The sequence below is a fragment of the Streptomyces sp. NPDC007205 genome, from assembly GCF_040634095.1.
GTDB lineage: Bacteria > Actinomycetota > Actinomycetes > Streptomycetales > Streptomycetaceae > Streptomyces.
Genome location: NZ_JBEYEW010000010.1, coordinates 232336 through 251308 on the forward strand (window position 1 = coordinate 232336; position 18973 = coordinate 251308).

The 18973-nt window shown below is 71.7% G+C and carries 16 protein-coding genes; 11 read left to right on the top strand and 5 right to left on the bottom strand.

What is annotated here, in order from left to right:
* The first annotated feature begins 73 nt into the window (after nucleotides 1-73).
* On the top strand, nucleotides 74-889 hold the full coding sequence (locus ABZ624_RS19560) for a hypothetical protein (RefSeq protein WP_360089982.1): 816 nt from the start codon (nucleotides 74-76) through the stop codon (nucleotides 887-889).
* A 46-nt stretch (nucleotides 890-935) separates the two neighbouring features.
* Here ABZ624_RS19560 and disA read toward each other — a convergent pair whose 3' ends face one another.
* Both disA and radA read right to left on the bottom strand, forming a co-directional pair.
* Nucleotides 936-2060, bottom strand: coding sequence for a DNA integrity scanning diadenylate cyclase DisA (gene disA / locus ABZ624_RS19565; protein ID WP_360089985.1), 1125 nt, complete (start codon nucleotides 2058-2060; stop codon nucleotides 936-938).
* An 80-nt stretch (nucleotides 2061-2140) separates the two neighbouring features.
* On the bottom strand, nucleotides 2141-3550 hold the full coding sequence (gene radA, locus ABZ624_RS19570; protein ID WP_360089988.1) for a DNA repair protein RadA: 1410 nt from the start codon (nucleotides 3548-3550) through the stop codon (nucleotides 2141-2143).
* Nucleotides 3551-3769: 219 nt separating this feature from the next.
* Here radA and ABZ624_RS19575 point away from each other — a divergent pair, with 219 nt between their 5' ends.
* Nucleotides 3770-5470, top strand: a complete 1701-nt coding sequence (locus ABZ624_RS19575; protein ID WP_360089990.1) for a hypothetical protein — start codon at nucleotides 3770-3772, stop codon at nucleotides 5468-5470.
* Nucleotides 5471-5823: 353 nt separating this feature from the next.
* Here ABZ624_RS19575 and ABZ624_RS19580 read toward each other — a convergent pair whose 3' ends face one another.
* Nucleotides 5824-6618, bottom strand: a complete 795-nt coding sequence (locus ABZ624_RS19580; RefSeq protein WP_360090063.1) for a hypothetical protein — start codon at nucleotides 6616-6618, stop codon at nucleotides 5824-5826.
* A 161-nt stretch (nucleotides 6619-6779) separates the two neighbouring features.
* On the opposite strand from ABZ624_RS19580, the gene ABZ624_RS19585 reads away from it, so the two are divergent.
* The 4 genes from ABZ624_RS19585 to ilvD all read left to right on the top strand — a co-directional run bounded on the left by ABZ624_RS19585 (nucleotide 6780) and on the right by ilvD (nucleotide 11295).
* Nucleotides 6780-7712 carry a Ppx/GppA phosphatase family protein gene (locus ABZ624_RS19585; RefSeq protein WP_360089993.1) on the top strand — a complete coding sequence of 311 codons (933 nt, stop codon included), beginning with the start codon at nucleotides 6780-6782 and terminating at the stop codon, nucleotides 7710-7712.
* Between the two features lie 154 nt (nucleotides 7713-7866).
* A complete protein-coding gene (locus ABZ624_RS19590) occupies nucleotides 7867-8679 on the top strand; it encodes a sugar phosphate isomerase/epimerase (RefSeq protein ID WP_360089996.1) in 813 nt (270 codons plus the stop codon).
* Between the two features lie 14 nt (nucleotides 8680-8693).
* Entirely contained in the window at nucleotides 8694-9317 is a 624-nt protein-coding gene (locus tag ABZ624_RS19595; RefSeq protein WP_360089998.1) for a TetR family transcriptional regulator, read from the top strand.
* Between the two features lie 124 nt (nucleotides 9318-9441).
* On the top strand, nucleotides 9442-11295 hold the full coding sequence (ilvD, locus tag ABZ624_RS19600; protein WP_360090001.1) for a dihydroxy-acid dehydratase: 1854 nt from the start codon (nucleotides 9442-9444) through the stop codon (nucleotides 11293-11295).
* Nucleotides 11296-11347: 52 nt separating this feature from the next.
* Here the strand turns inward: ilvD and ABZ624_RS19605 are convergent, their stop codons facing one another.
* Nucleotides 11348-13441 (bottom strand): serine/threonine-protein kinase, encoded by a 2094-nt coding sequence (locus tag ABZ624_RS19605; protein WP_360090003.1) that lies wholly within the window; start codon nucleotides 13439-13441, stop codon nucleotides 11348-11350.
* Between the two features lie 131 nt (nucleotides 13442-13572).
* Between ABZ624_RS19605 and ABZ624_RS19610 the strand changes: the two genes are divergently transcribed.
* The 5 genes from ABZ624_RS19610 (at nucleotide 13573) to proC (ending at nucleotide 17351) form a co-directional block, all read left to right on the top strand.
* On the top strand, nucleotides 13573-13890 hold the full coding sequence (locus tag ABZ624_RS19610; protein WP_360090006.1) for an SH3 domain-containing protein: 318 nt from the start codon (nucleotides 13573-13575) through the stop codon (nucleotides 13888-13890).
* A 184-nt stretch (nucleotides 13891-14074) separates the two neighbouring features.
* Entirely contained in the window at nucleotides 14075-14599 is a 525-nt protein-coding gene (locus ABZ624_RS19615; RefSeq protein WP_360090009.1) for an EamA/RhaT family transporter, read from the top strand.
* Nucleotides 14600-14901: 302 nt separating this feature from the next.
* Entirely contained in the window at nucleotides 14902-15684 is a 783-nt protein-coding gene (locus ABZ624_RS19620) for an ABC transporter ATP-binding protein (protein WP_360090012.1), read from the top strand.
* On the top strand, nucleotides 15681-16454 hold the full coding sequence (locus ABZ624_RS19625) for an ABC transporter permease (RefSeq protein ID WP_360090015.1): 774 nt from the start codon (nucleotides 15681-15683) through the stop codon (nucleotides 16452-16454). The genes ABZ624_RS19620 and ABZ624_RS19625 overlap by 4 nt, the downstream gene beginning before the upstream one ends.
* An 84-nt stretch (nucleotides 16455-16538) precedes the next feature.
* The gene (proC, locus tag ABZ624_RS19630; protein ID WP_360090018.1) at nucleotides 16539-17351 is read left to right on the top strand and encodes a pyrroline-5-carboxylate reductase; all 813 of its coding nucleotides are present in this window, start codon (nucleotides 16539-16541) and stop codon (nucleotides 17349-17351) included.
* Nucleotides 17352-17426: 75 nt separating this feature from the next.
* Here the strand turns inward: proC and trpS are convergent, their stop codons facing one another.
* A complete protein-coding gene (trpS, locus tag ABZ624_RS19635; RefSeq protein WP_360090021.1) occupies nucleotides 17427-18455 on the bottom strand; it encodes a tryptophan--tRNA ligase in 1029 nt (342 codons plus the stop codon).
* Between the last annotated feature and the right edge of the window lie 518 nt (nucleotides 18456-18973).

Genomic DNA, 18973 nt, shown 5'->3' on the forward strand with positions numbered 1-18973 from the left:
TGATCGGGAAAAGTTGGCGCTCGTGCGGCGGGTGGCGCAAGCGGGCACGGGGATCTCTCGTACAGTTTGCGCCGTGGGATCTCTGCGCAATCCGGTCGGGCCGCTTCCCTCCTCCATCTACTGGCGAAGGAGGGTCGTACTGCTGTCGGTGTGCGCGGTGTTGGCGCTGCTGATCGCGTGGATCGTCACCGCCGGCGGAGGGAGCGGCAAGAAGAGCGCCGGCGGATCCAACGACAAGAACCCCGCACCCACGATCACCCCGGGACCGTCCTCGTCCGGGCCTGCGATCAGCCAACACCCGGGCGGGCGCGACGAATCGGGCGGGGGCTCCAGCGGGAGCGACTCCGGTTCCGGCGGCGGCAGCGGTTCGGACGGCGGCTCCACAGGCTCCTCCGGGTCCGGCAACGGCTCGGCCGGCGGCTCGGGTTCGGCTTCCGGCGGCGCCAACGTCGGTACGGGCGACGCGCTTCCGGCGTCCTCCCCGCTGCCCGACTGCACGTCCGGCGCGGTGGCGTTGAGCCTGCGGAGCCTGCACAACTCCTACTCGCCCGACCAGACACCGACCTTCGAACTCACCGCGAAGAACGGCTCGTCCGCCGACTGCAAGATCGATCTCGGGCCGAAGAGCACGGTGTTGACGATCACGCCGGCGGCCGGGAACGACGCGTTCTGGTCCTCGGCCGACTGTCCCAAGGACGGGGGGAGCCTGGTGTTCCGGGTGCCGGCGGGGAAGAGCATCACGTACACCGTGACATGGGACCGCAAGCCGAGCGCCCCGCACTGCGCGAAGGCCTCCGGCGGTTCGGCCGGTACCGGCACCTACCTGTTGGAGGCGAAGGCGCCGGGGTTCGGGAAGGTGCGGGCGTCGTTCGTGCTGTCGGCCGACTGAGGGGTGGGGACACACGCCCACGAGCCAGGGGGCGCCCGGCCGAAACTCAGACGTACCGCTCCAAGATGGACGACTCGGCCAAACGCGACAGACCCTCGCGCACGCTCCGCGCCCGGGCCTCGCCCACACCGTCCACCGTCTGCAAGTCATCCACGCTGGCGGCGAGCAGTTTCTGCAGGCCCCCGAAGTGCTCCACCAGCCGGTCGATGATCGCGCCCGGAAGACGCGGAACCTTGGCCAGCAGCCGGAAGCCCCGTGGGGACACCGCCGAGTCGAGCGTCTCGGGAGAACCGGTGTAGCCCAGCGCACGCGCCACCGTGCCCATCTCCAGCAGCTCCGCGTGGCTCAGCGCGTCCAGCTCGGACAACGCCTCCTCGACCGTGCGGGACCGCTTCGCCGTCGGCTCGGGGACGTAGTCCCGGACGACCAGCTCACGGTCGGGCTCGACGCCGGCGATCAACTCCTCCAGCTGGAGCGCGAGCAGACGCCCGTCCGTGCCCAGTTCGACGACGTACTCGGCGATCTCGGTGGCGATGCGCCGGACCATCTCCAGCCGCTGTGCGACGGCGGACACGTCCCGCACCGTCACCAGGTCCTCGATCTCCAGCGCCGACAGCGTGCCCGCCACCTCGTCCAGCCGCAGCTTGTACCGCTCCAGCGTGGCCAGGGCCTGGTTCGCGCGGGACAGGATCGCCGCCGAGTCCTCCAGGACGCGCCGCTGCCCGTCGACATAGAGGGCGATCAGGCGCATCGACTGGGAGACGGAGACCACGGGGAAGCCGACCTGCTTGCTCACCCGGTCCGCCGTGCGGTGCCGGGTGCCCGTCTCCTCCGTGGGGATGGTCGGGTCCGGGACCAGCTGCACACCGGCCCGGAGGATCTTCGACAGGTCCGAGGACAGCACGATGCCGCCGTCCAGCTTGCACAGCTCCCGCAGCCGGGTCGCGGTGAACTCCACGTCCAGGACGAACCCGCCCGTGCACATCGCCTCGACCGTCTTGTCGGAGCCGAGGACGATCAGCCCGCCGGTGTTGCCGCGCAGCACGCGCTCAAGGCCGTCGCGCAGGGCCGTACCGGGAGCCACGGCGCTCAGCGAGGCGCGCATCAGGCCATCGGTACCGGCACTCCCACCGGACTTTCCGGGAGCTGCTGCCCGGTCGTTGGCTGCCACTGCACTCCTCCGGTCGCAGGTTCTGACGCGCTCCCTTACCCGTACGCGGTTCGTACGGACGGGCGAGACCTGGGCAAAGTCTACCGGCGCTCCTCCGCCTCCCGGGGGGCCTCTCGGCGACGGGAGCGCGGCAGCACCCGCAGCGCGTCCCCCATGTCGGCGACTTCCAGGACCTTCATGCCGGACGGCACCTTGCCCGGATCGGTCGGCACGAGCGCGTGCGTGAAGCCCAGCCGGTGCGCCTCGGCGAGCCTGCGCTGCACGCCCGTGACCCGTCTCACCTCGCCCGCGAGGCCGACCTCCCCGATGGCCACCAGGTTCTTCGGCAGTGGGGTGTCGCTGGCGGCGGAGGCGAGCGCGAGCGCGATCGCGAGGTCGGCGGCCGGTTCCGACAGCTTCACCCCGCCCACCGTCGCGGAGTAGATGTCCCGCTTGCCGAGCGCGCTGATCCGGCCGCGCTGCTCCAGGACGGCCAGCATCATCGACACGCGGGAGGTCTCCAGGCCGGAGGTCGTCCGGCGCGGGGAGGGGATCTGGGAGTCGACGGTCAGGGCCTGCACCTCGGCCACCAGCGGGCGGCGGCCCTCCAGGGTGACGGTCAGGCACGTGCCGGGGACCGGCTCGGCCCGGCGGGTCAGGAACAGGCCGCTGGGGTCGGCGAGGCCGGTGATGCCCTCGTCGTGCAGTTCGAAGCAGCCGACCTCGTCCGTGGCGCCGTAGCGGTTCTTCACGCCGCGCACCAGACGCAGGCGCGCGTGCCGGTCGCCCTCGAAGTGCAGGACGACATCCACCAGGTGTTCGAGGAGGCGGGGGCCCGCGATCGCGCCGTCCTTGGTGACGTGGCCCACCAGGAGGGTGGACATGCCACGCTCCTTGGACGCGCGGATCAGCGCGCCCGCCACCTCCCTCACCTGGGCCATGCCGCCGGGCGCCCCCTCGATCTCCGGGGAGGCGACCGTCTGCACCGAGTCGAGGATCAGCAGGGACGGCTTCACCTCGTCCAAGTGGCCGAGGACGGCGGACAGATCGGTCTCGGCGGCCAGATACAGCTCGTCGTGCAGGGCGCCGATGCGGTCGGCGCGCAGCCGCACCTGGCTCGCCGACTCCTCACCGGTGACATAGAGGGTGCGGTGCTCCGCGCTCGCGGACTTGGCGGCCACGTCCAGCAGCAGCGTGGACTTGCCGACGCCGGGTTCGCCCGCGAGGAGCACGACCGCGCCGGGCACCAGGCCGCCGCCGAGCACCCGGTCCAGCTCGGGCACGCCGGTCGGGCGGGCGGTGGCCTGCCGGCCGTCGACCTGGCCGATGGGCAGCGCGGAGGTGCTGACCCGGCCCGGTGCCGTCGTACGCACCGCGGGCGTGCCGTACTCCTCGACCGTGCCCCAGGCCTGGCACTCGGGGCAGCGGCCGAGCCACTTGGCCGTCTGCCAGCCGCACTCGGTGCAGCGGTAGGACGGGCGGTCCTTGGTGGTCTTGGTACGGGCAGCCATGCGGAAACCGTAGCCCGCGGCACTGACAACGGGTCCCCGGGCCGTCCGAACGCGTTCCCGGGCTGCCCAGCGGGGGAACCGGTATCGGCCACCACCCGTCGGGATCGCGCCACGGAACAAAGGGTCCCTGTCCCCTTATGAGGGATCGTTTCACCCGTGCGGGTTAAAAGTGCTCAAGCTTCGAGAAGGGGCACTCCACCGCCGCCTACGGTCGCACGGGTGACGAGCAGCAGTCCGGAGACCACCACCCGCAGCACCGGAGCGCACCGCGTGCAGCGCGAGGCACGTGATCGCACCGCCGCGCGCACCCTCGCCCAGCGGCCGCCGGCGCGCTACGAACCGTACCTGGACGGACTGTTCACCTACTGTCTGTCGGTGCTGTGCGACCACGACGCGGCCACCGCCGCCCTGGGTGACACCCTCGCCCTGGCCGAGCGGCGCGGCCACCGCGTCCCGCAGGCCGCCGCCGACCGCAGGGCGTGGCTGTACGCGCTGGCCCGCTGGGCGTGCCTGCGCAAGCTGGCCGAGGCCAAGCAGAAACGTCAGGCCACCCACGCGGCCGGCCGTTCCGGCGCCGGGAAACCAGCCGGGCCCCAGGTGCCCGACCCGCCGGTCGCCCCCGAGGTCCAGGAGCGTCGGCGGCGCGAACTGGCCCTGCTCGCCTGGCCGGAGGCGGCCGGTACGACCCCCGAGCAGCGCGAGGCCCTCGAACTGGCCGTCCGCCACCACCTGGCCGCGCACGAGGTCGCCGCCGTCCTCGGCAGGGAAGCGGCCGCCGCGCGGGAACTGCTCGCCACGGCCGCCTGCGAGGTCGAGCGCACCCGCGCGGCCCTCGCGGTCGTCGAGACCGGCGGCTGTCCGAGCGTGGCCCACCTCACGGAAGACAGCGGACTGGTCCTCAGCACGGCCCTGCGCCGCGAACTGGTCCGCCACGTCGACGACTGCCCGCGCTGCCGCCGCACCGCCGAGCGCGCCGTCCCCGGCCGCTGGCCCGGCGTCACGGTCACCCCGGCCGAGCTGCCCGTCCTGGAGGCCCCCCGCGCGGCCCTGCATGTCGCCCTGGCCCACCCGGCACGCGCGCGTGGCGTGGCGGCACCCCGCTTCGACCGGCGTGGCTTCCCGATGGACCCCAAGGACCGCGCGGCCCGCCGCGACCGGCTGCGCGCGCGTGCGGTGACGACGACGGTCGTCGCCACGGTGGTGGCCGCCCCCGTCCTGGCCCTGTGGGCCGCCTACCGGGGCGCCCCGACGGCGGAGGGGGAGGGCCCTTCGGCCACCGCGCGCGAGGCGCAGGGCCCCGACGCACTCGGCAGTGACACGGCCGGCGGTTACGAGAACGCAGGGAACGTCAGCGTGAAGCCCGGCACCCGGCTCGGCGAGGACGGCGAGGCGGACGTCTCCGTGGAGGTCGTCAGCGTCCACGGCACGGGCGGCGCGCGCTCCGGACAGCTCGACGTCAGCGCCGCCGGCAACGGCGACACCACGCTGATCACCCTCAGCGCGTCGGGTTCCGGGCCGGTCGCCTGGTCCGCGTCCGCCTCGGCGGACTGGCTCTACCTCAGCCGGTCCTCGGGAACCCTCCGGCCCGGCGAGACGTTGACGATCAAGGTGTACGTCGACCATCTGCGCGAGCCCTCCGGCCACTGGCACGCACAGCTGGCGATCTCCCCGGCCGGCGCGGTGGTCTCCGTCGACGGCTACGGCACGGCACCCACCCGCCGCCCCGCACCGCCGCCGTCTTCCGCCTCCACCCCGCCCCCGCCCAGCACACCCCCCACCGGCTCTTCGCCCACCCAGTCCCCGCCCTCACCGCCCCCCACCCCCACTCCCACCCCCACAGACCCGCCGTCCCCCTCCGACTCGCCGACCCCGACACCGTCCCAGCCGGGGAGCGAGATGCCGAGTCCTTCCGGGGGGTAGGGGTGGGGTGTGCGGGCGCGGAGAGTGGAGCCGGCCGTGGTGCGGGCGGTGGGTGGCTTGGCTGGGTTGGTGCGGGGGTGGATTGACCGGTCGTGGTTCGGGGGCTGTGCGGAGGGAGCGGGTCGGCGGACTGCGCCGGCCGGTCGCGGGGCACGCTCCGGCCGGTCGCGGGGCACGCTCCGGCCGGTCGCGGGGCACGCTCCGGGCGGTCGCGGGGCGCGCTCCGGTCGGCTTGCGGGCGTTGGGCGCCCGTGGTCAGGCTCCGGGGGGCGGGCGGCCGGGGATCGTGCTGGACGCGTACGGCTTGGCGCCACGGTCACCCCGGCCCAGACAGTCAGGCGGGATCGCTGGGGTTACGGAGCCGGGTCGGCCGGGTGTGGGGCGACCAGGGGGAGCTGCGAGGCCAGTCGCTGTTCGCAGAGCTCGGCCAGGCGGTCGTAGCCGGCCTTGCCCATCAGTTCCGTCAGTTCGGCCCGGTAGGAGACGTACACCGGCTCGCCCGCGCCGTGCGCCGAGGTCGCCGAGGTGCACCACCAGTGCAGGTCGTGGCCGCCCGGACCCCAGCCCCGGCGGTCGTACTCGCCGATCGACACCTGGAGGACCCGTGTGTCGTCGGGGCGGTCGATCCAGTCGTACGTCCGCCGGATCGGCAGCTGCCAGCACACGTCCGGCTTGGTCTCCAGCGGCTCCCGGCCCTCCCGCAGCGCGAGGATGTGCAGGGAGCAGCCCGCGCCGCCCGCGAACCCCGGGCGGTTCTGGAAGATGCACGAGCCCTGGAACGGGCGGGTCTGGCGGGAGCCCTCGTCGTCCTCGGAGACCCAGCCGTTCCGGGTGCCCTCGGCGTGGTGCTGCCAGATCTCCGGCGTGAGCCGTGCCACATGCCCGGCGACCCGCTTCTCGTCGTCCTCGTCCGAGAAGTGCGCGCCCAGCGAGCAGCACCCGTCGTCCGCGCGGCCGGCCTGGATGCCCTGGCAGCCGCTGCCGAAGATGCAGTTCCAGCGAGAGGTCAGCCATGTCAGATCACAGCGGAAGACCTGTTCGTCGTCCGCAGGATCGGGAAACTCCACCCAGGCGCGCGCGAAGTCGAGCCCCTTCTCGTCGCTCACCTGCGGAGCCTTCCGGGACTTCGTGGATTTCGGGGATTTCAGGGACTTCTGGGACACGGACGCCTCCGCCTGCGAAGAACCCTTCACTCCCTTGGAGGATTTGTCGTTCTTCGCCTTTTTCGTCTTTGGCACGAGTCAAGGGTAAGTGGCCCAGGCCCGGACCGGGGGCCGTGGACGGAGGATCTGGCAGTAGCGTTCCGTATATGAGACTCGGTGTCCTGGACGTGGGTTCGAACACGGTGCATCTGCTGGTGGTGGACGCCCACCCCGGCGCGCGCCCGCTGCCCGCGCATTCGCACAAGGCCGAACTTCGGCTCACCCAGCTCCTCGACGACAGCGGTGCCATCGGTGACGCCGGCATCCACAAGCTGGTCGACGTCGTGCGGGACGCGCTCCAGGCCGCCGAGGACAAGGGCGTCGAGGACCTGGTGCCGTTCGCGACCTCCGCCGTCCGGGAGGCCAGCAACGCCGACGACGTCCTCGCGCGCGTGGCCGACGAGACCGGCGTACGACTCCAGGTCCTCAGCGGCGCGGAGGAGGCCCGCCTGACCTTCCTCGCGGTCCGCCGCTGGTTCGGCTGGTCCGCCGGAAAACTGCTGGTCCTGGACATCGGCGGCGGCTCCCTGGAGATCGCCTACGGCATCGACGAGGAGCCGGACGCCGCCGTCTCCCTGCCGCTCGGCGCCGGCCGGCTCACCGCGGGCTGGCTGCCCGGCGACCCGCCCGCCCCCGAGGCCGTACGCGCCCTGCGCCGCCATGTCCGCACCGAGATCGCCCGCACGGTCGGCGAATTCAGCCGCTTCGGCGCCCCCGACCACGTCGTCGCCACGTCGAAGACCTTCAAGCAGCTCGCCCGCATCGCCGGCGCGGCCCGCAGCGCCGAGGGCCTCTACGTCCAGCGTGAACTCAAGCGGGAGTCCCTGGAGGCCTGGGTCCCGCGGCTGGCCGGCATGACGGCCGACCAGCGCGCCGAGCTGCCGGGCGTCTCGGACGGCAGGGCCGGCCAGCTGCTGGCGGGTGCGTTGGTGGCCGAGGGCGCGATGGACCTGTTCGGCGTGGAGAGCCTGGAGGTCTGCCCGTGGGCTCTGCGGGAGGGCGTCATCCTCCGGCGCCTCGATCACATGGGATCCGATTAGCGCCCCGAAACGGGGTGCGGGGCTGTATCGACATGCGGCTCCGCCGCGCGGGTGCGAGAAGCGCCCCCGCACCCGCAGCCGCGCAAATGGCGAACATCACAACGGCGAACAGGCGCCCCACACTCGGGCCACTCCACCCCGTAAGGTGACGGACGTGGCTGAACCAAGGGACGTCTCCGTCGCCCTGTCGACGGCCTCCGTATACCCGGAGGCCACGGCGACGGCCTTCGAGATCGCCGCGCGCCTCGGGTATGACGGCGTCGAGGTCATGGTGTGGACCGACCCCGTCAGCCAGGACATCGAGGCGCTGCGCCGCCTGTCGGACTACCACGGCATCCCGATCCTGGCCGTCCATGCCCCCTGCCTGCTGATCACCCAGCGGGTCTGGTCGACGGACCCCTGGGTCAAGCTGCAGCGGGCCCGGGCGGCCGCCGAGAAGCTGGGTGCCTCCACCGTCGTCGTCCACCCGCCCTTCCGCTGGCAGCGGCAGTACGCGCGCGACTTCGTCGACGGGATCTGGCGGATGGCGAACGAGACGGACGTGCGGTTCGCCGTCGAGAACATGTACCCGTGGCGCTACCGCGACCGCGAGATGCTCGCCTACGCCCCCGACTGGGACGTCACCAACGACGACTACCGGCACTTCACGATCGACCTCAGCCACACGGCGACGGCCCGCACGAACGCCCTGGACATGATCGACCGCATGGGCGGCCGGCTGGGGCACGTGCACCTCGCCGACGGCCGGGGCTCGGCCAAGGACGAGCACCTGGTGCCCGGCCGCGGCACCCAGCCCTGCGCCGAGCTGCTGGAACGCCTGACGCTGTCCGGTTTCGACGGCCACGTCGTCATCGAGGTCAACACCCGGCGGGCGATGTCCGGCGCCGAGCGCGAGGCCGACCTCGCCGAGGCCCTGCACTTCACCCGCAAGCACCTGGCGTCGGCGGCACGGATGCACCGGCGATGAACGAGACTCCGGCCATGAGCGAGACGCCTGCCACCGGTGAGCCGACGGCCCGCAGGAGAGGCCGCCCGCCGCGCGCCGAGTCCGCCGACACCCGCGACCGCATCCTCGCCGCGGCCCGCGAGGAGTTCTCCGAGCGCGGCTACGAGAAGACGTCCGTACGCGGGATCGCCAAGGCGGCCGGGGTCGACTCGGCGCTCGTCCACCACTACTTCGGCACCAAGGAGCAGGTGTTCGAGGCGGCCATCGAGGTCGCTTTCGCGCCCGCGCTGAACGCGCCGAACGCGGTGGCCGACGGTCCCCTGGAGGGGGTGGGGGAGCGGCTGACCCGCTTCGTCTTCGGCGTCTGGGACAACCCCACGACCCGTACGCCCCTCCTCGCGATCCTCCGGTCCGCCGTGAACAACGAGACCGCCGCCGCCGTGTTCCGCCGCCTCGTCGCCTCCCAGCTGCTGCGCCGTATCGCCGCCCAGGTGGACCTGCCGGACCCGGAGCTGCGGGCCGAGCTGGCGGCCGCGCAGCTGGTGGGCACGGCGATGATGCGCTACGTGATCAAGCTGGAGCCGCTGGCGTCCGCGGACCTGGAACAGCTCATCGCCCGGGTCGCCCCCGTCGTGCAGGGGCATCTGACGGCTCCCTGAAGCCTGCGCAGGTGAAACAGGTGTCCCGCATTCCGGACAACCGTGTCCAGCGTTTGGAGCACCGGCGTACGCTCGGAGACAGTCAGAACCCTCTGGCAGCAGTTCTTCGAAGGAGCGAGCGACGATGCCCGAGCTGAGGTCCCGCACAGTCACCCACGGCCGCAACATGGCGGGCGCCCGCGCCCTGATGCGCGCCTCCGGTGTACCCGGTGCGGACATCGGCCGGAAGCCGGTCATCGCGGTCGCGAACTCCTTCACCGAGTTCGTGCCGGGCCACACCCATCTGCAGCCGGTCGGCCGGATCGTCAGCGAGGCGATCAAGGAGGCGGGCGGCATCCCGCGCGAGTTCAACACGATCGCCGTGGACGACGGCATCGCGATGGGCCACGGCGGCATGCTGTACAGCCTCCCCTCCCGCGACCTGATCGCGGACTCGGTGGAGTACATGGTCGAGGCGCACTGCGCCGACGCCCTGGTCTGCATCTCCAACTGCGACAAGATCACCCCGGGCATGCTGCTGGCAGCCCTGCGCCTGAACATCCCCACGGTGTTCGTCTCCGGCGGCCCCATGGAGTCCGGCCGAGCCACCCTGGTCGACGGCACGGTCCGCACGCTCGACCTGGTCGATGCGATCTCCGACGCCGTCAACGACAAGATCTCCGACGAGGACATCCTCCGTATCGAGGAGAACGCCTGCCCGACCTGCGGCAGCTGTTCCGGCATGTTCACGGCCAACTCGATGAACTGCCTGACCGAGGCGATCGGCCTGTCCCTGCCCGGCAACGGCTCGGTCCTCGCCACCCACACCGCGCGCAAGCAGCTCTACGTCGACGCGGCCCGCACGGTCATGGACCTCACCCGGCGCTACTACGAGCAGGACGACGAGTCGGTCCTGCCGCTCAACATCGCCACCTTCCAGGCCTTCGAGAACGCCATGGCCCTGGACATCGCGATGGGCGGCTCCACCAACACGATCCTGCACCTGCTGGCCGCCGCCCAGGAGGCGGGCGTCCCCTTCGGCCTGGAGCAGATCGACGCCGTCTCGCGCCGCGTCCCGTGCCTGGCGAAGGTCGCCCCGAACGTGGCGAAGAACCGCACGTACTACATGGAGGACGTGCACCGCGCCGGCGGCATCCCCGCCCTGCTCGGCGAACTGCACCGCGCGGGCCTGCTCAACGAGGACGTCCACGCCGTCCACAGCCCGTCCCTGGCCGACTGGCTGAAGACCTGGGACGTCCGCGGCGGCTCCCCGTCCCCCGAGGCGGTCGAACTGTGGCACGCCGCTCCCGGCTGCGTCCGCTCCGCCGAGGCCTTCTCCCAGTCCGAGCGCTGGGAGGCCCTGGACGAGGACGCCGAGGGCGGCTGCATCCGCAGCGCCGAGCACGCCTACTCCAAGGACGGCGGCCTCGCCGTCCTGAAGGGCAATCTCGCCGTCGACGGCTGCGTGGTGAAGACGGCCGGCGTCGACGAGTCGATCTGGACCTTCGAGGGCCCGGCCGTGGTCTGCGAGTCCCAGGAGGAGGCCGTCCAGCGGATCCTCACCCAGGAGGTCAAGGACGGCGACGTCGTCGTCATCCGCTACGAGGGCCCCAGGGGCGGCCCCGGCATGCAGGAGATGCTCTACCCGACCTCGTACCTGAAGGGCCGCGGCCTCGGCAAGAGCTGCGCGCTGATCACCGACGGCCGCTTCTCCGGCGGCACCTCCGGCCTCTCCATCGGCCATGCCTCCCCGGAGGCGGCCTCCGGCGGCACCATCGCCCTGGTCCAGGACGGCGACCGCATCCGCATCGACATCCCGAACCGCACGATCGAGCTGCTGGTGGACGAGGCGGAACTGTCCCGCCGCGAGCAGGCCCTGAACGGCGTCTACGCCCCCAAGAACCGCGACCGCAAGGTCTCCGCCGCCCTCCGCGCCTACGCGGCGATGGCCACCAGCGCCGACAAGGGCGCGGTGCGCGACGTGACGAAGCTGGGCTGAGCAGCCGTACGACCTCAGGGGCCGCCTCCACCGGGGGCGGCCCCTTCGTACGTCACCAACGGGACGGATCGCGCGTGGTCATGGCGAAGACGGTTCCGTCGGGGGCGGCGGCGTAGACGTGGCCGTCGGCGAGCAGAGGTGCCGGTATATCGGCGGTCACCTCGTCCGGGCGGTCGCCGAGTCGCGGCCGGGTCTGCCCCGTGAGGCGTCCATCGTGCGCGCCGAATGCCAGCAGACGTCCGTCGGCGGCGGTGAAGTAGACGTGCTCACCGTCGCCGACCGGCGCCGAGCCGCGGCTGACGGACGTCTCGACCTGCCACAGCCGCTTACCGGCGGCCAGGTCGAAGGCTTCCAGCGAGCCGCCCGCCGACAGCAGGTAGACCATGTCGCCGTGCGCGGTGGCCTGGGAGCTGAAGCGCGGGACCGGCAGCGCCACCCAGCGCGACGTCTTCGAGGCAGGCGCGTAGCGGAGCACGGCGTTCGTCGCCCCGGAGGCCTTGTCGAAGGACAGGAAGGCCAGGGACCCGCCCCGGCTGCCGACGGGCTTGAGCGCCCCGTGCAGCGAGGCCTCCCAGCGCACGGCCCCGGTATCCGGATCCACCGCGGTGACGTGTGTGCGCGTCCCTTCCTCGGACGTGGACGTCGCGTATGCCAGCGGGTCCCCGGCGAACGAGGCAACGGAGGGTGTGCCGTAGCCAGGGAGCCGCCGGGTCCACTTCGTGTGGCCCGAACGGCTGTCCACGCCGGTGATCGTTCCGTCGGCGCGGATGAGCAACGTCGTGTCGCCGGCGTACCGGACCGTTGTGCCGTGGGGCAGCGGCCGCTTCCCCGCCTCGTTGCCCGAGCGCAGGTCGAAGCCCGTCAGCAGCGAGCTGCCGTTCGTGCAGAGCTGCACGACAGGGCCCGAGAGAACCGGCGGCCCGCTGATGGGCCCGGCGGCGATCGAGTGGCGCCACAGCGGTCGTCCGTCGGCGGGGGAGAGAGCGAAAACCGCGCCGGGCTGCGCGCACCACAACGTACCGCTCCGGTACGAACACTGAGGCATCCCCGCCCCTCCGGGCACCGGCTCGGCCTTCCAGGAGCTGAACACCGCAGCCTTGGTGGACGGTTGCGGGCGGGCCGGAGCGGGGTCATCGCCTCCCGCCAGGTGCACGGAGACAAGCGCGGCGGCCACGATGAGACCGAGCGCCCCGGCGCCCGTGGCCACCTTCTTTCCGAGGCGCCTCCTGCCCGATGGCTCCGGCTGCGCGGCACGGGGCTTCGGCGCCGGTCCGCCGCCCGACCGCTGCGCCGGTATGAACGCCTGCGTGTCGTACGAGGCCGCCACCGACCGCAGCTCCCGCATGAGTTCATCGGGAGTCGGCCGGTCCTCCGGCTCCTTGGCGAGGCACCGCCGCACCAGCGAAGCGATGCTTTCCGGTACCCCGGTGAGGTCCGGCTCGTCATGCACGACCTGGTACGCCACGACATACGGACTGTCGGAGTCGAAGGGCCCGCGCCCGGTCGCCGCGTGCACCATCACGGACCCGAGCGCGAAGATGTCGGCGGCGGGCCCCACTTCCCGCGGCCGGCGGAACTGCTCGGGCGCCATGAAGGGCGGCGTGCCGATCAACTTGCCGGTCTCCGTGCGCAGTTCGCTGTCCTTCGGCCGGGAAATACCGAAGTCGATGACCTTCGGTCCGTCGTCGGCGAGCAGGACATTGCTCGGCTTCAGGTCCCGGTGCACGACCCCGACCCGGTGAATGTCGCGCAGCGCCTCGGCGAGCCCCGCCATCAGCCGGCGCAGCTGGTCCGGCGCCATCGACCCGTTCCGCTTCACCTCGTCGGAAAGGGTCGGACCGGGAATGAACAGCGTGGCCATCCAGGGCCGTCCGGCATCCGGATCGGCGTCGACGACAGGCGCGGTGAAGGCCCCGCTCACTTTGCGAGCGGCGGCCACCTCCTGCCGGAAACGGCCTCTGAACTCGGGATTCCTGGCGAACTCGGCATGTACGACCTTCACCGCGAGCTTCATCCCCGAGGTACTGCGAGCCAGGTGGACCACTCCCATGCCACCCGACCCCAGGCGTGACTCCAGGCGGTAGTGACCGGCGTACTCGGGAAGTTCCGCTTCCGCGCCCGCTCCCGTGTTCCTGTGTGGCGTCATGCGACCACCCCCGTGCTGTTCGACCGCGCGCGCGACGCACGGAGCCTAGTCGATGACTCGTGCGAGACAGAGGCGGCTTGCTAGCCTGCGCGCGCGAGTCACACACAGGAATTCAAGGGGGAAGGTTTCGCATGTCTGTTGACCGTGCCGAAGAGGCCGAGACCGGCACTGAGCCGGAGGCCATGACGGCCGAGGCGACCATCCGTACGTACGCGGTCGCTCCGGGCGTGCGCGTGAACGTCCGCAACGGCCCCGGCACCAGCTACGGCATCGTGCGTGTCCTGCCCGAAGGGACTCGTGTCCCGATCTTCTGCCAGACACCGGGGACCAAGGTGAGCGGCCCGTACGGGACGACGAACATCTGGGACAACATCGACAACGGCGAGTACGTGTCCGACGCCTACGTCCAGACCGGCAGCGACGGCTACGTCGCGTCGCGCTGCGCCTGACGGGCTCACCGGCCCCGGCGGCCACCACTACGGGTCACCGCTACTACTCCGTCGCCCCGGGCGTCCGTGTCTTCTGCCGGACGCCGGGGAGACGGTGAGCGGCCCGTACGGGACGTCGAACACCGCCCCGTGCTGCGGCTGACCCCACCGGGAGCCCGCCCCCGTCCGGCGCCATAATCGTTCCGTGAGCGACGAAACCGGCACCCCGGACACCCCGGCGGGCTCGACGGAGGGCGCGGCCCCGAGTGGCGGCCCGCGGCCCGAGCCCCTCCGCTTCTTCGGCACCACCTGGGTGAACCACGGCAACGGCTACGGGGCCCGCCGCGCCGGCGTCGCCGTCGGCTCGCTCGCCACGGCCGCCGTCTCCTGCCTGGTCCTCCGCTTCGCCTACGAGGGCATCCGGATCGCCGACACCGGCTCCTTCGTGACCGTGCTGATCATCGCCATGTTCGCGATCTGCAGCGCGCTCGCCTTCCGCAACACCTGGGAGGGCTTTGGCACGCGGCACGACCCGCAGCGCCAGGCGTCCCTGCGCGGCCTGCTCGCCATCGGCTTCGTCGGCTCCCTCCTCGCCTACTTCTTCCGCTCCCTCACCGAGGCGCCCGGCGAGAAGCTGCACCGCGAGGAGTACGACAAGGCCCGCGAGGAGTACGAGCGCCGCACCTCCCGGCGTACCGGCAACCCGTCGAGGAAGAAGCGCCGCCGCTGACGCCTCCGCCGGCCGACCGCGGACGGTCCGGTCCGGCCCGGTCCGGCCCGGTCAGTAGTACCGGCTCATGATCTCCGTGGCCAGCTCCGGCTGCCGCGTCACGCCCTGCGCGGAGACTCCGACGTGCTCCTCCTCGTCGCCACCCAACCCTGACCCAGGGCTGCCGCACGCACAGGACAGCGGCGGTCGGGCGGGTACGGCATCCCAGCCGCCACCCCGGCCGCCGCTTCCGCCTGCCACCACCCGTGCTTTTCCGGCCGCCGCCCTTGACGCCAGGGCGCGCCGGGCCAATTATTCATCGCATGATGAATTATGCCGTCCAGGCCGACGACGTCACCGTCGTCCGCGGCCCACGCACCGTCCTGCACCACCTCCGCTTCACCGTGCCCCGCGGCCAGATCACCGGCCTCCTCGGCCCCTCCGGTTGCGGCAAATCCACCCTCATGCGCTCCATCGTCGGCACCCAGGCCAAGGTCACCGGCACCCTGAACGTCCTCGGCCACCCGGCCGGCCACCCCACCCTGCGCAGCCGCATCGGCTATGTCACCCAAGCACCCTCCGTCTACGACGACCTGACCGTCCGCCAGAACCTGGAGTACTTCGCCGCGATCCTCGACCCCCGCCGCACGGCCGCCGAACGCCGCCACGAAGTCGATCGCGTCCTCGCCGACGTCGACCTCACCAGCCACGCCGACGCCCTCGCCGGCAACCTCTCCGGCGGACAGCGAGGCCGGGTCTCCCTGGCCGTGGCCCTGCTCGGCACCCCCGAACTCCTCGTCCTGGACGAACCCACCGTCGGCCTCGACCCCGTCCTGCGCCGCGACCTGTGGACCCTCTTCCACGACATCGCCGCCACCCGCGGCGCCACCCTCCTCGTCTCCTCCCACGTCATGGACGAGGCCGAACGCTGCCACCGCCTCCTCCTCATGCGCGAGGGCGAGATCCTCGCCGACGACACCCCCGACGCCCTGCGAACCCGCACCGGCACCGCCACCGTCGAGGCCGCATTCCTCCGCCTCGTCGACGAAGCCACCACCGCACACCGCACCCGGCAGACGCCCCGCACCCAGGAGACGACCCGATGAGTACGACCACCCCCGCCGCTCCCACCAGCGCGCTCAGCACCTCACGCACCGCTGCCACCGCCGCCCGGGTCCTGCGCCAGCTCCGGCACGACCCGCGCACCATCGCGCTGATGCTTCTCGTCCCGTGCCTGATGCTGATCCTGCTGCGCTACGTCTTCGACGCCAGCCCCCGCACCTTCGACAACATCGGCGCCTCCCTGCTCGGCATCTTCCCGCTGATCACCATGTTCCTGGTCACCTCCATCGCCACCCTGCGCGAACGCACCTCCGGCACCCTCGAACGCCTCCTCGCCATGCCCCTCGGCAAGGCCGACCTCATCGCCGGCTACGCCCTCGCCTTCGGCGCCCTCGCCATCGTCCAGTCCGCCCTCGCCACCGGACTCGCCGTGTGGCTGCTCGGCCTCGACGTCACCGGCTCACCCTGGCTGCTCCTCCTCGTCGCCCTCCTCGACGCCCTGCTCGGCACGGCCCTCGGTCTCTTCGTCTCGGCCTTCGCGGCCTCGGAGTTCCAGGCGGTCCAGTTCATGCCCGCGGTGATCTTTCCCCAGCTCCTCCTCTGCGGCCTGTTCACTCCCCGGTCCGACATGCACCCCGCGCTCACCGCCCTCTCCGACGTCCTGCCGATGTCGTACGCCGTCGACGGCATGAACCAGGTCCTGCACCACACCGACATGACGGGCACCTTCGTGAGGGACGTCCTGATCGTGGCGGGCTGCGCGGTGCTGGTGCTGGGGCTGGGCGCGGCGACCTTGCGACGCCGGACCGCGTGAGCCCGAAACAGCCGCTCCTCGGCCTTCGTCCGCCCACCGGACAACCGGTCCGCACCCCTCCTCACCGGTGCCAGACTGAACCCCATGAGCCAGAAAGTCGCAGTCCTCGGCACCGGCAAGATCGGCGAAGCCCTGCTCAGCGGAATGATCCGGGCCGGCTGGGCCCCCGCCGACCTCCTGGTCACCGCCCGCCGCCCCGAACGCGCCGAAGAACTCCGCGCCCGCTACGGAGTCACCCCGGTCAGCAACACCGAGGCCGCCAAGACCGCCGACACCCTCATCCTCACGGTCAAGCCGCAGGACATGGGCACCCTCCTGGACGAACTGGCCCCGCACGTCCCCGCCGACCGCCTCATCATCAGCGGCGCCGCCGGAATCCCCACCTCCTTTTTCGAGGAGCGCCTGGCCGCAGGCACCCCGGTCGTCCGTGTCATGACCAACACTCCGGCTCTCGTCGACGAGGCCATGTCGGTCATCTCCGCCGGCAGCCACGCCACCGAACAGCACCTCGCCCACGCCGAGGAGATCTTCGGCGGCGTCGGCAAGACCCTCCGCGTCCCCGAGAGCCAGCAGGACGCCTGCACCGCCCTGTCCGGCTCCGGCCCCGCGTACTTCTTCTATCTGGTCGAGGCCATGACCGACGCCGGCATCCTGCTCGGCCTGCCCCGCGACAAGGCCCACGACCTCATCGTCCAGTCCGCCATCGGCGCCGCCGTGATGCTCCGCGACAGCGGCGAACACCCCGTCAAGCTCCGCGAGAACGTCACCTCCCCGGCCGGCACGACGATCAACGCCATCCGCGAACTGGAGAACCACGGCGTACGGGCCGCCCTCATCGCCGCCCTCGAAGCCGCCCGCGACCGCAGCCGCGAACTCGCCTCCGGCAAGAAGGACTGACCCGGCGCCGGGGGCGACGGCGCACCGCCGGCTGCCCCCGCACGCCCGAGTCCGGACAGGCAGGCCCTGACCGTCCTAACGGCCGGCCGTGCTCAACGCCGTCTCGGACACCGGTGGCAACAACCCGACCGCCCGGTAAGCCGCATCGACGGTCGGCCGGGCCATCGCCCTCGCCTTCTCCGCACCATCCCGCAGCACCCCCTCCACATGGGCAGGATCCGCACACAGCTCCCTGTGCCTGGCCTGCACGGGCCCGAGGACCTCCACCACGGCCTCCGCGGTGTCCTTCTTCAAAGCGCCGTACGAGTCGTAAACGCCTGCCAGTGACTCAGGGTTCCCGCCCGTGCACGCAGCGAGAATCTCCAGCAGATTCGCGAGTCCCGGCCGCCCCTCCCGGTCGTACTCCACGCCCCGCCCGCTGTCGGTGACGGCCCGCATGACCTTCTTCCGCACCGCGTCCGGCTCGTCGAGCAGATAGACGACCCCAAGACCCGAGTCGTCCGACTTCCCCATCTTCGACGTGGGCTTCTGCAGATTCATCACCCGCGCCGCGACTCCCGGACGCGTCGCCTCCGGCACCACGAACGTGCGCCCGTACCGCTGGTTGAACCGCACCGCCAGATCCCGCGCGAGCTCGACATGCTGCACCTGGTCGTCCCCGATGGGCACCTCGTCCGCGCCGTACCCCAGGATGTCCGCCGCCATCAGCACCGGATACGTCAGCAGCGACAGCCGCACAGTCCCGCCGCGCTCTCGCACGCGCGCGGTCTTCTCCTTGTACTGGATCATCCGCCGCATCTCACCGTCGGTCGCCACGCACTCCAGCAGGTACGACAGCCTCGTGTGCTCGTCGACATGGCTCTGCAGGAACACCGTGCACACCTCGGGATCGAGCCCGGCCGCCAGCATCAGTGTCGCCGTCTGCCGACTGAGCCTGAGCAACCGCGCCGGATCCTGGTCCACGGTCAGCGCGTGCAGATCCACGACGCAGAACACCGAGTCGGCCCGGTGCTGGTCCGTCTCGACCCAGCGCCGCATGGCTCCCAGGTAGTTGCCCAGCGTCAGGTGCCCGGTCGGCTGAATCCCGCTGAAGACCCGCGTCATCTCCACTCCACCTCCTGGTCGAAGCCGCCGCTCCCGCGGCCGGCCCCCGGAGTCCTGGTGGGGGAAACAAGAACGGCCGCCGAAGCGGCGGCCGTTGGATGCATACGTGAGTACGGCCGCCGTCAGGCGGCCCACCAAAGCTGGGTACACGTACGCGTGGTCATGTCGGCCAGCGTACGCCTCCCGGGGGCTCCCAGGACAGGAGTTGACACGCCCCACGCTCATACGTACTGTTCTCCGGGTTGTCCGACGTGAGCGCCGACTCCGGTCGGTCCCCGGACAGCCATTCCGCAAGTACCAGCCACTCTTCGACGCCTCGGCGCCGACTGCTTTGGCGTGCGTATTTGCGAAATGAGGAATCCGCGTTCGAAAGAACGCAGCCCCCGATTAGCTCGGGAGCGCGGAATCCGCTAAAGTCTCACTCGTCGGAACGGCCCAGCGGCCGGGAAGACAAACCCCCCTGACTGGGAGTCAGACGCCGAAAGGATCTGATAGAGTCGGAACCGCCGGAAAGGGAA

What these genes read in the sequence shown, in the direction of transcription:
- radA (WP_360089988.1), bottom strand. Translation starts at nt 3,550, where the DNA reads ATGGCTGCCCGTACCAAGACCACCAAGGACCGCCCGTCCTACCGCTGC.
- ABZ624_RS19585 (WP_360089993.1), top strand. Translation starts at nt 6,780, where the DNA reads ATGAGACTCGGTGTCCTGGACGTGGGTTCGAACACGGTGCATCTGCTG.
- ABZ624_RS19595 (WP_360089998.1), top strand. Translation starts at nt 8,694, where the DNA reads ATGAGCGAGACGCCTGCCACCGGTGAGCCGACGGCCCGCAGGAGAGGC.
- ilvD (WP_360090001.1), top strand. Translation starts at nt 9,442, where the DNA reads ATGCCCGAGCTGAGGTCCCGCACAGTCACCCACGGCCGCAACATGGCG.
- ABZ624_RS19605 (WP_360090003.1), bottom strand. Translation starts at nt 13,441, where the DNA reads ATGACGCCACACAGGAACACGGGAGCGGGCGCGGAAGCGGAACTTCCC.
- ABZ624_RS19610 (WP_360090006.1), top strand. Translation starts at nt 13,573, where the DNA reads ATGTCTGTTGACCGTGCCGAAGAGGCCGAGACCGGCACTGAGCCGGAG.
- ABZ624_RS19620 (WP_360090012.1), top strand. Translation starts at nt 14,902, where the DNA reads ATGATGAATTATGCCGTCCAGGCCGACGACGTCACCGTCGTCCGCGGC.
- ABZ624_RS19625 (WP_360090015.1), top strand. Translation starts at nt 15,681, where the DNA reads ATGAGTACGACCACCCCCGCCGCTCCCACCAGCGCGCTCAGCACCTCA.
- proC (WP_360090018.1), top strand. Translation starts at nt 16,539, where the DNA reads ATGAGCCAGAAAGTCGCAGTCCTCGGCACCGGCAAGATCGGCGAAGCC.
- trpS (WP_360090021.1), bottom strand. Translation starts at nt 18,455, where the DNA reads ATGACGCGGGTCTTCAGCGGGATTCAGCCGACCGGGCACCTGACGCTG.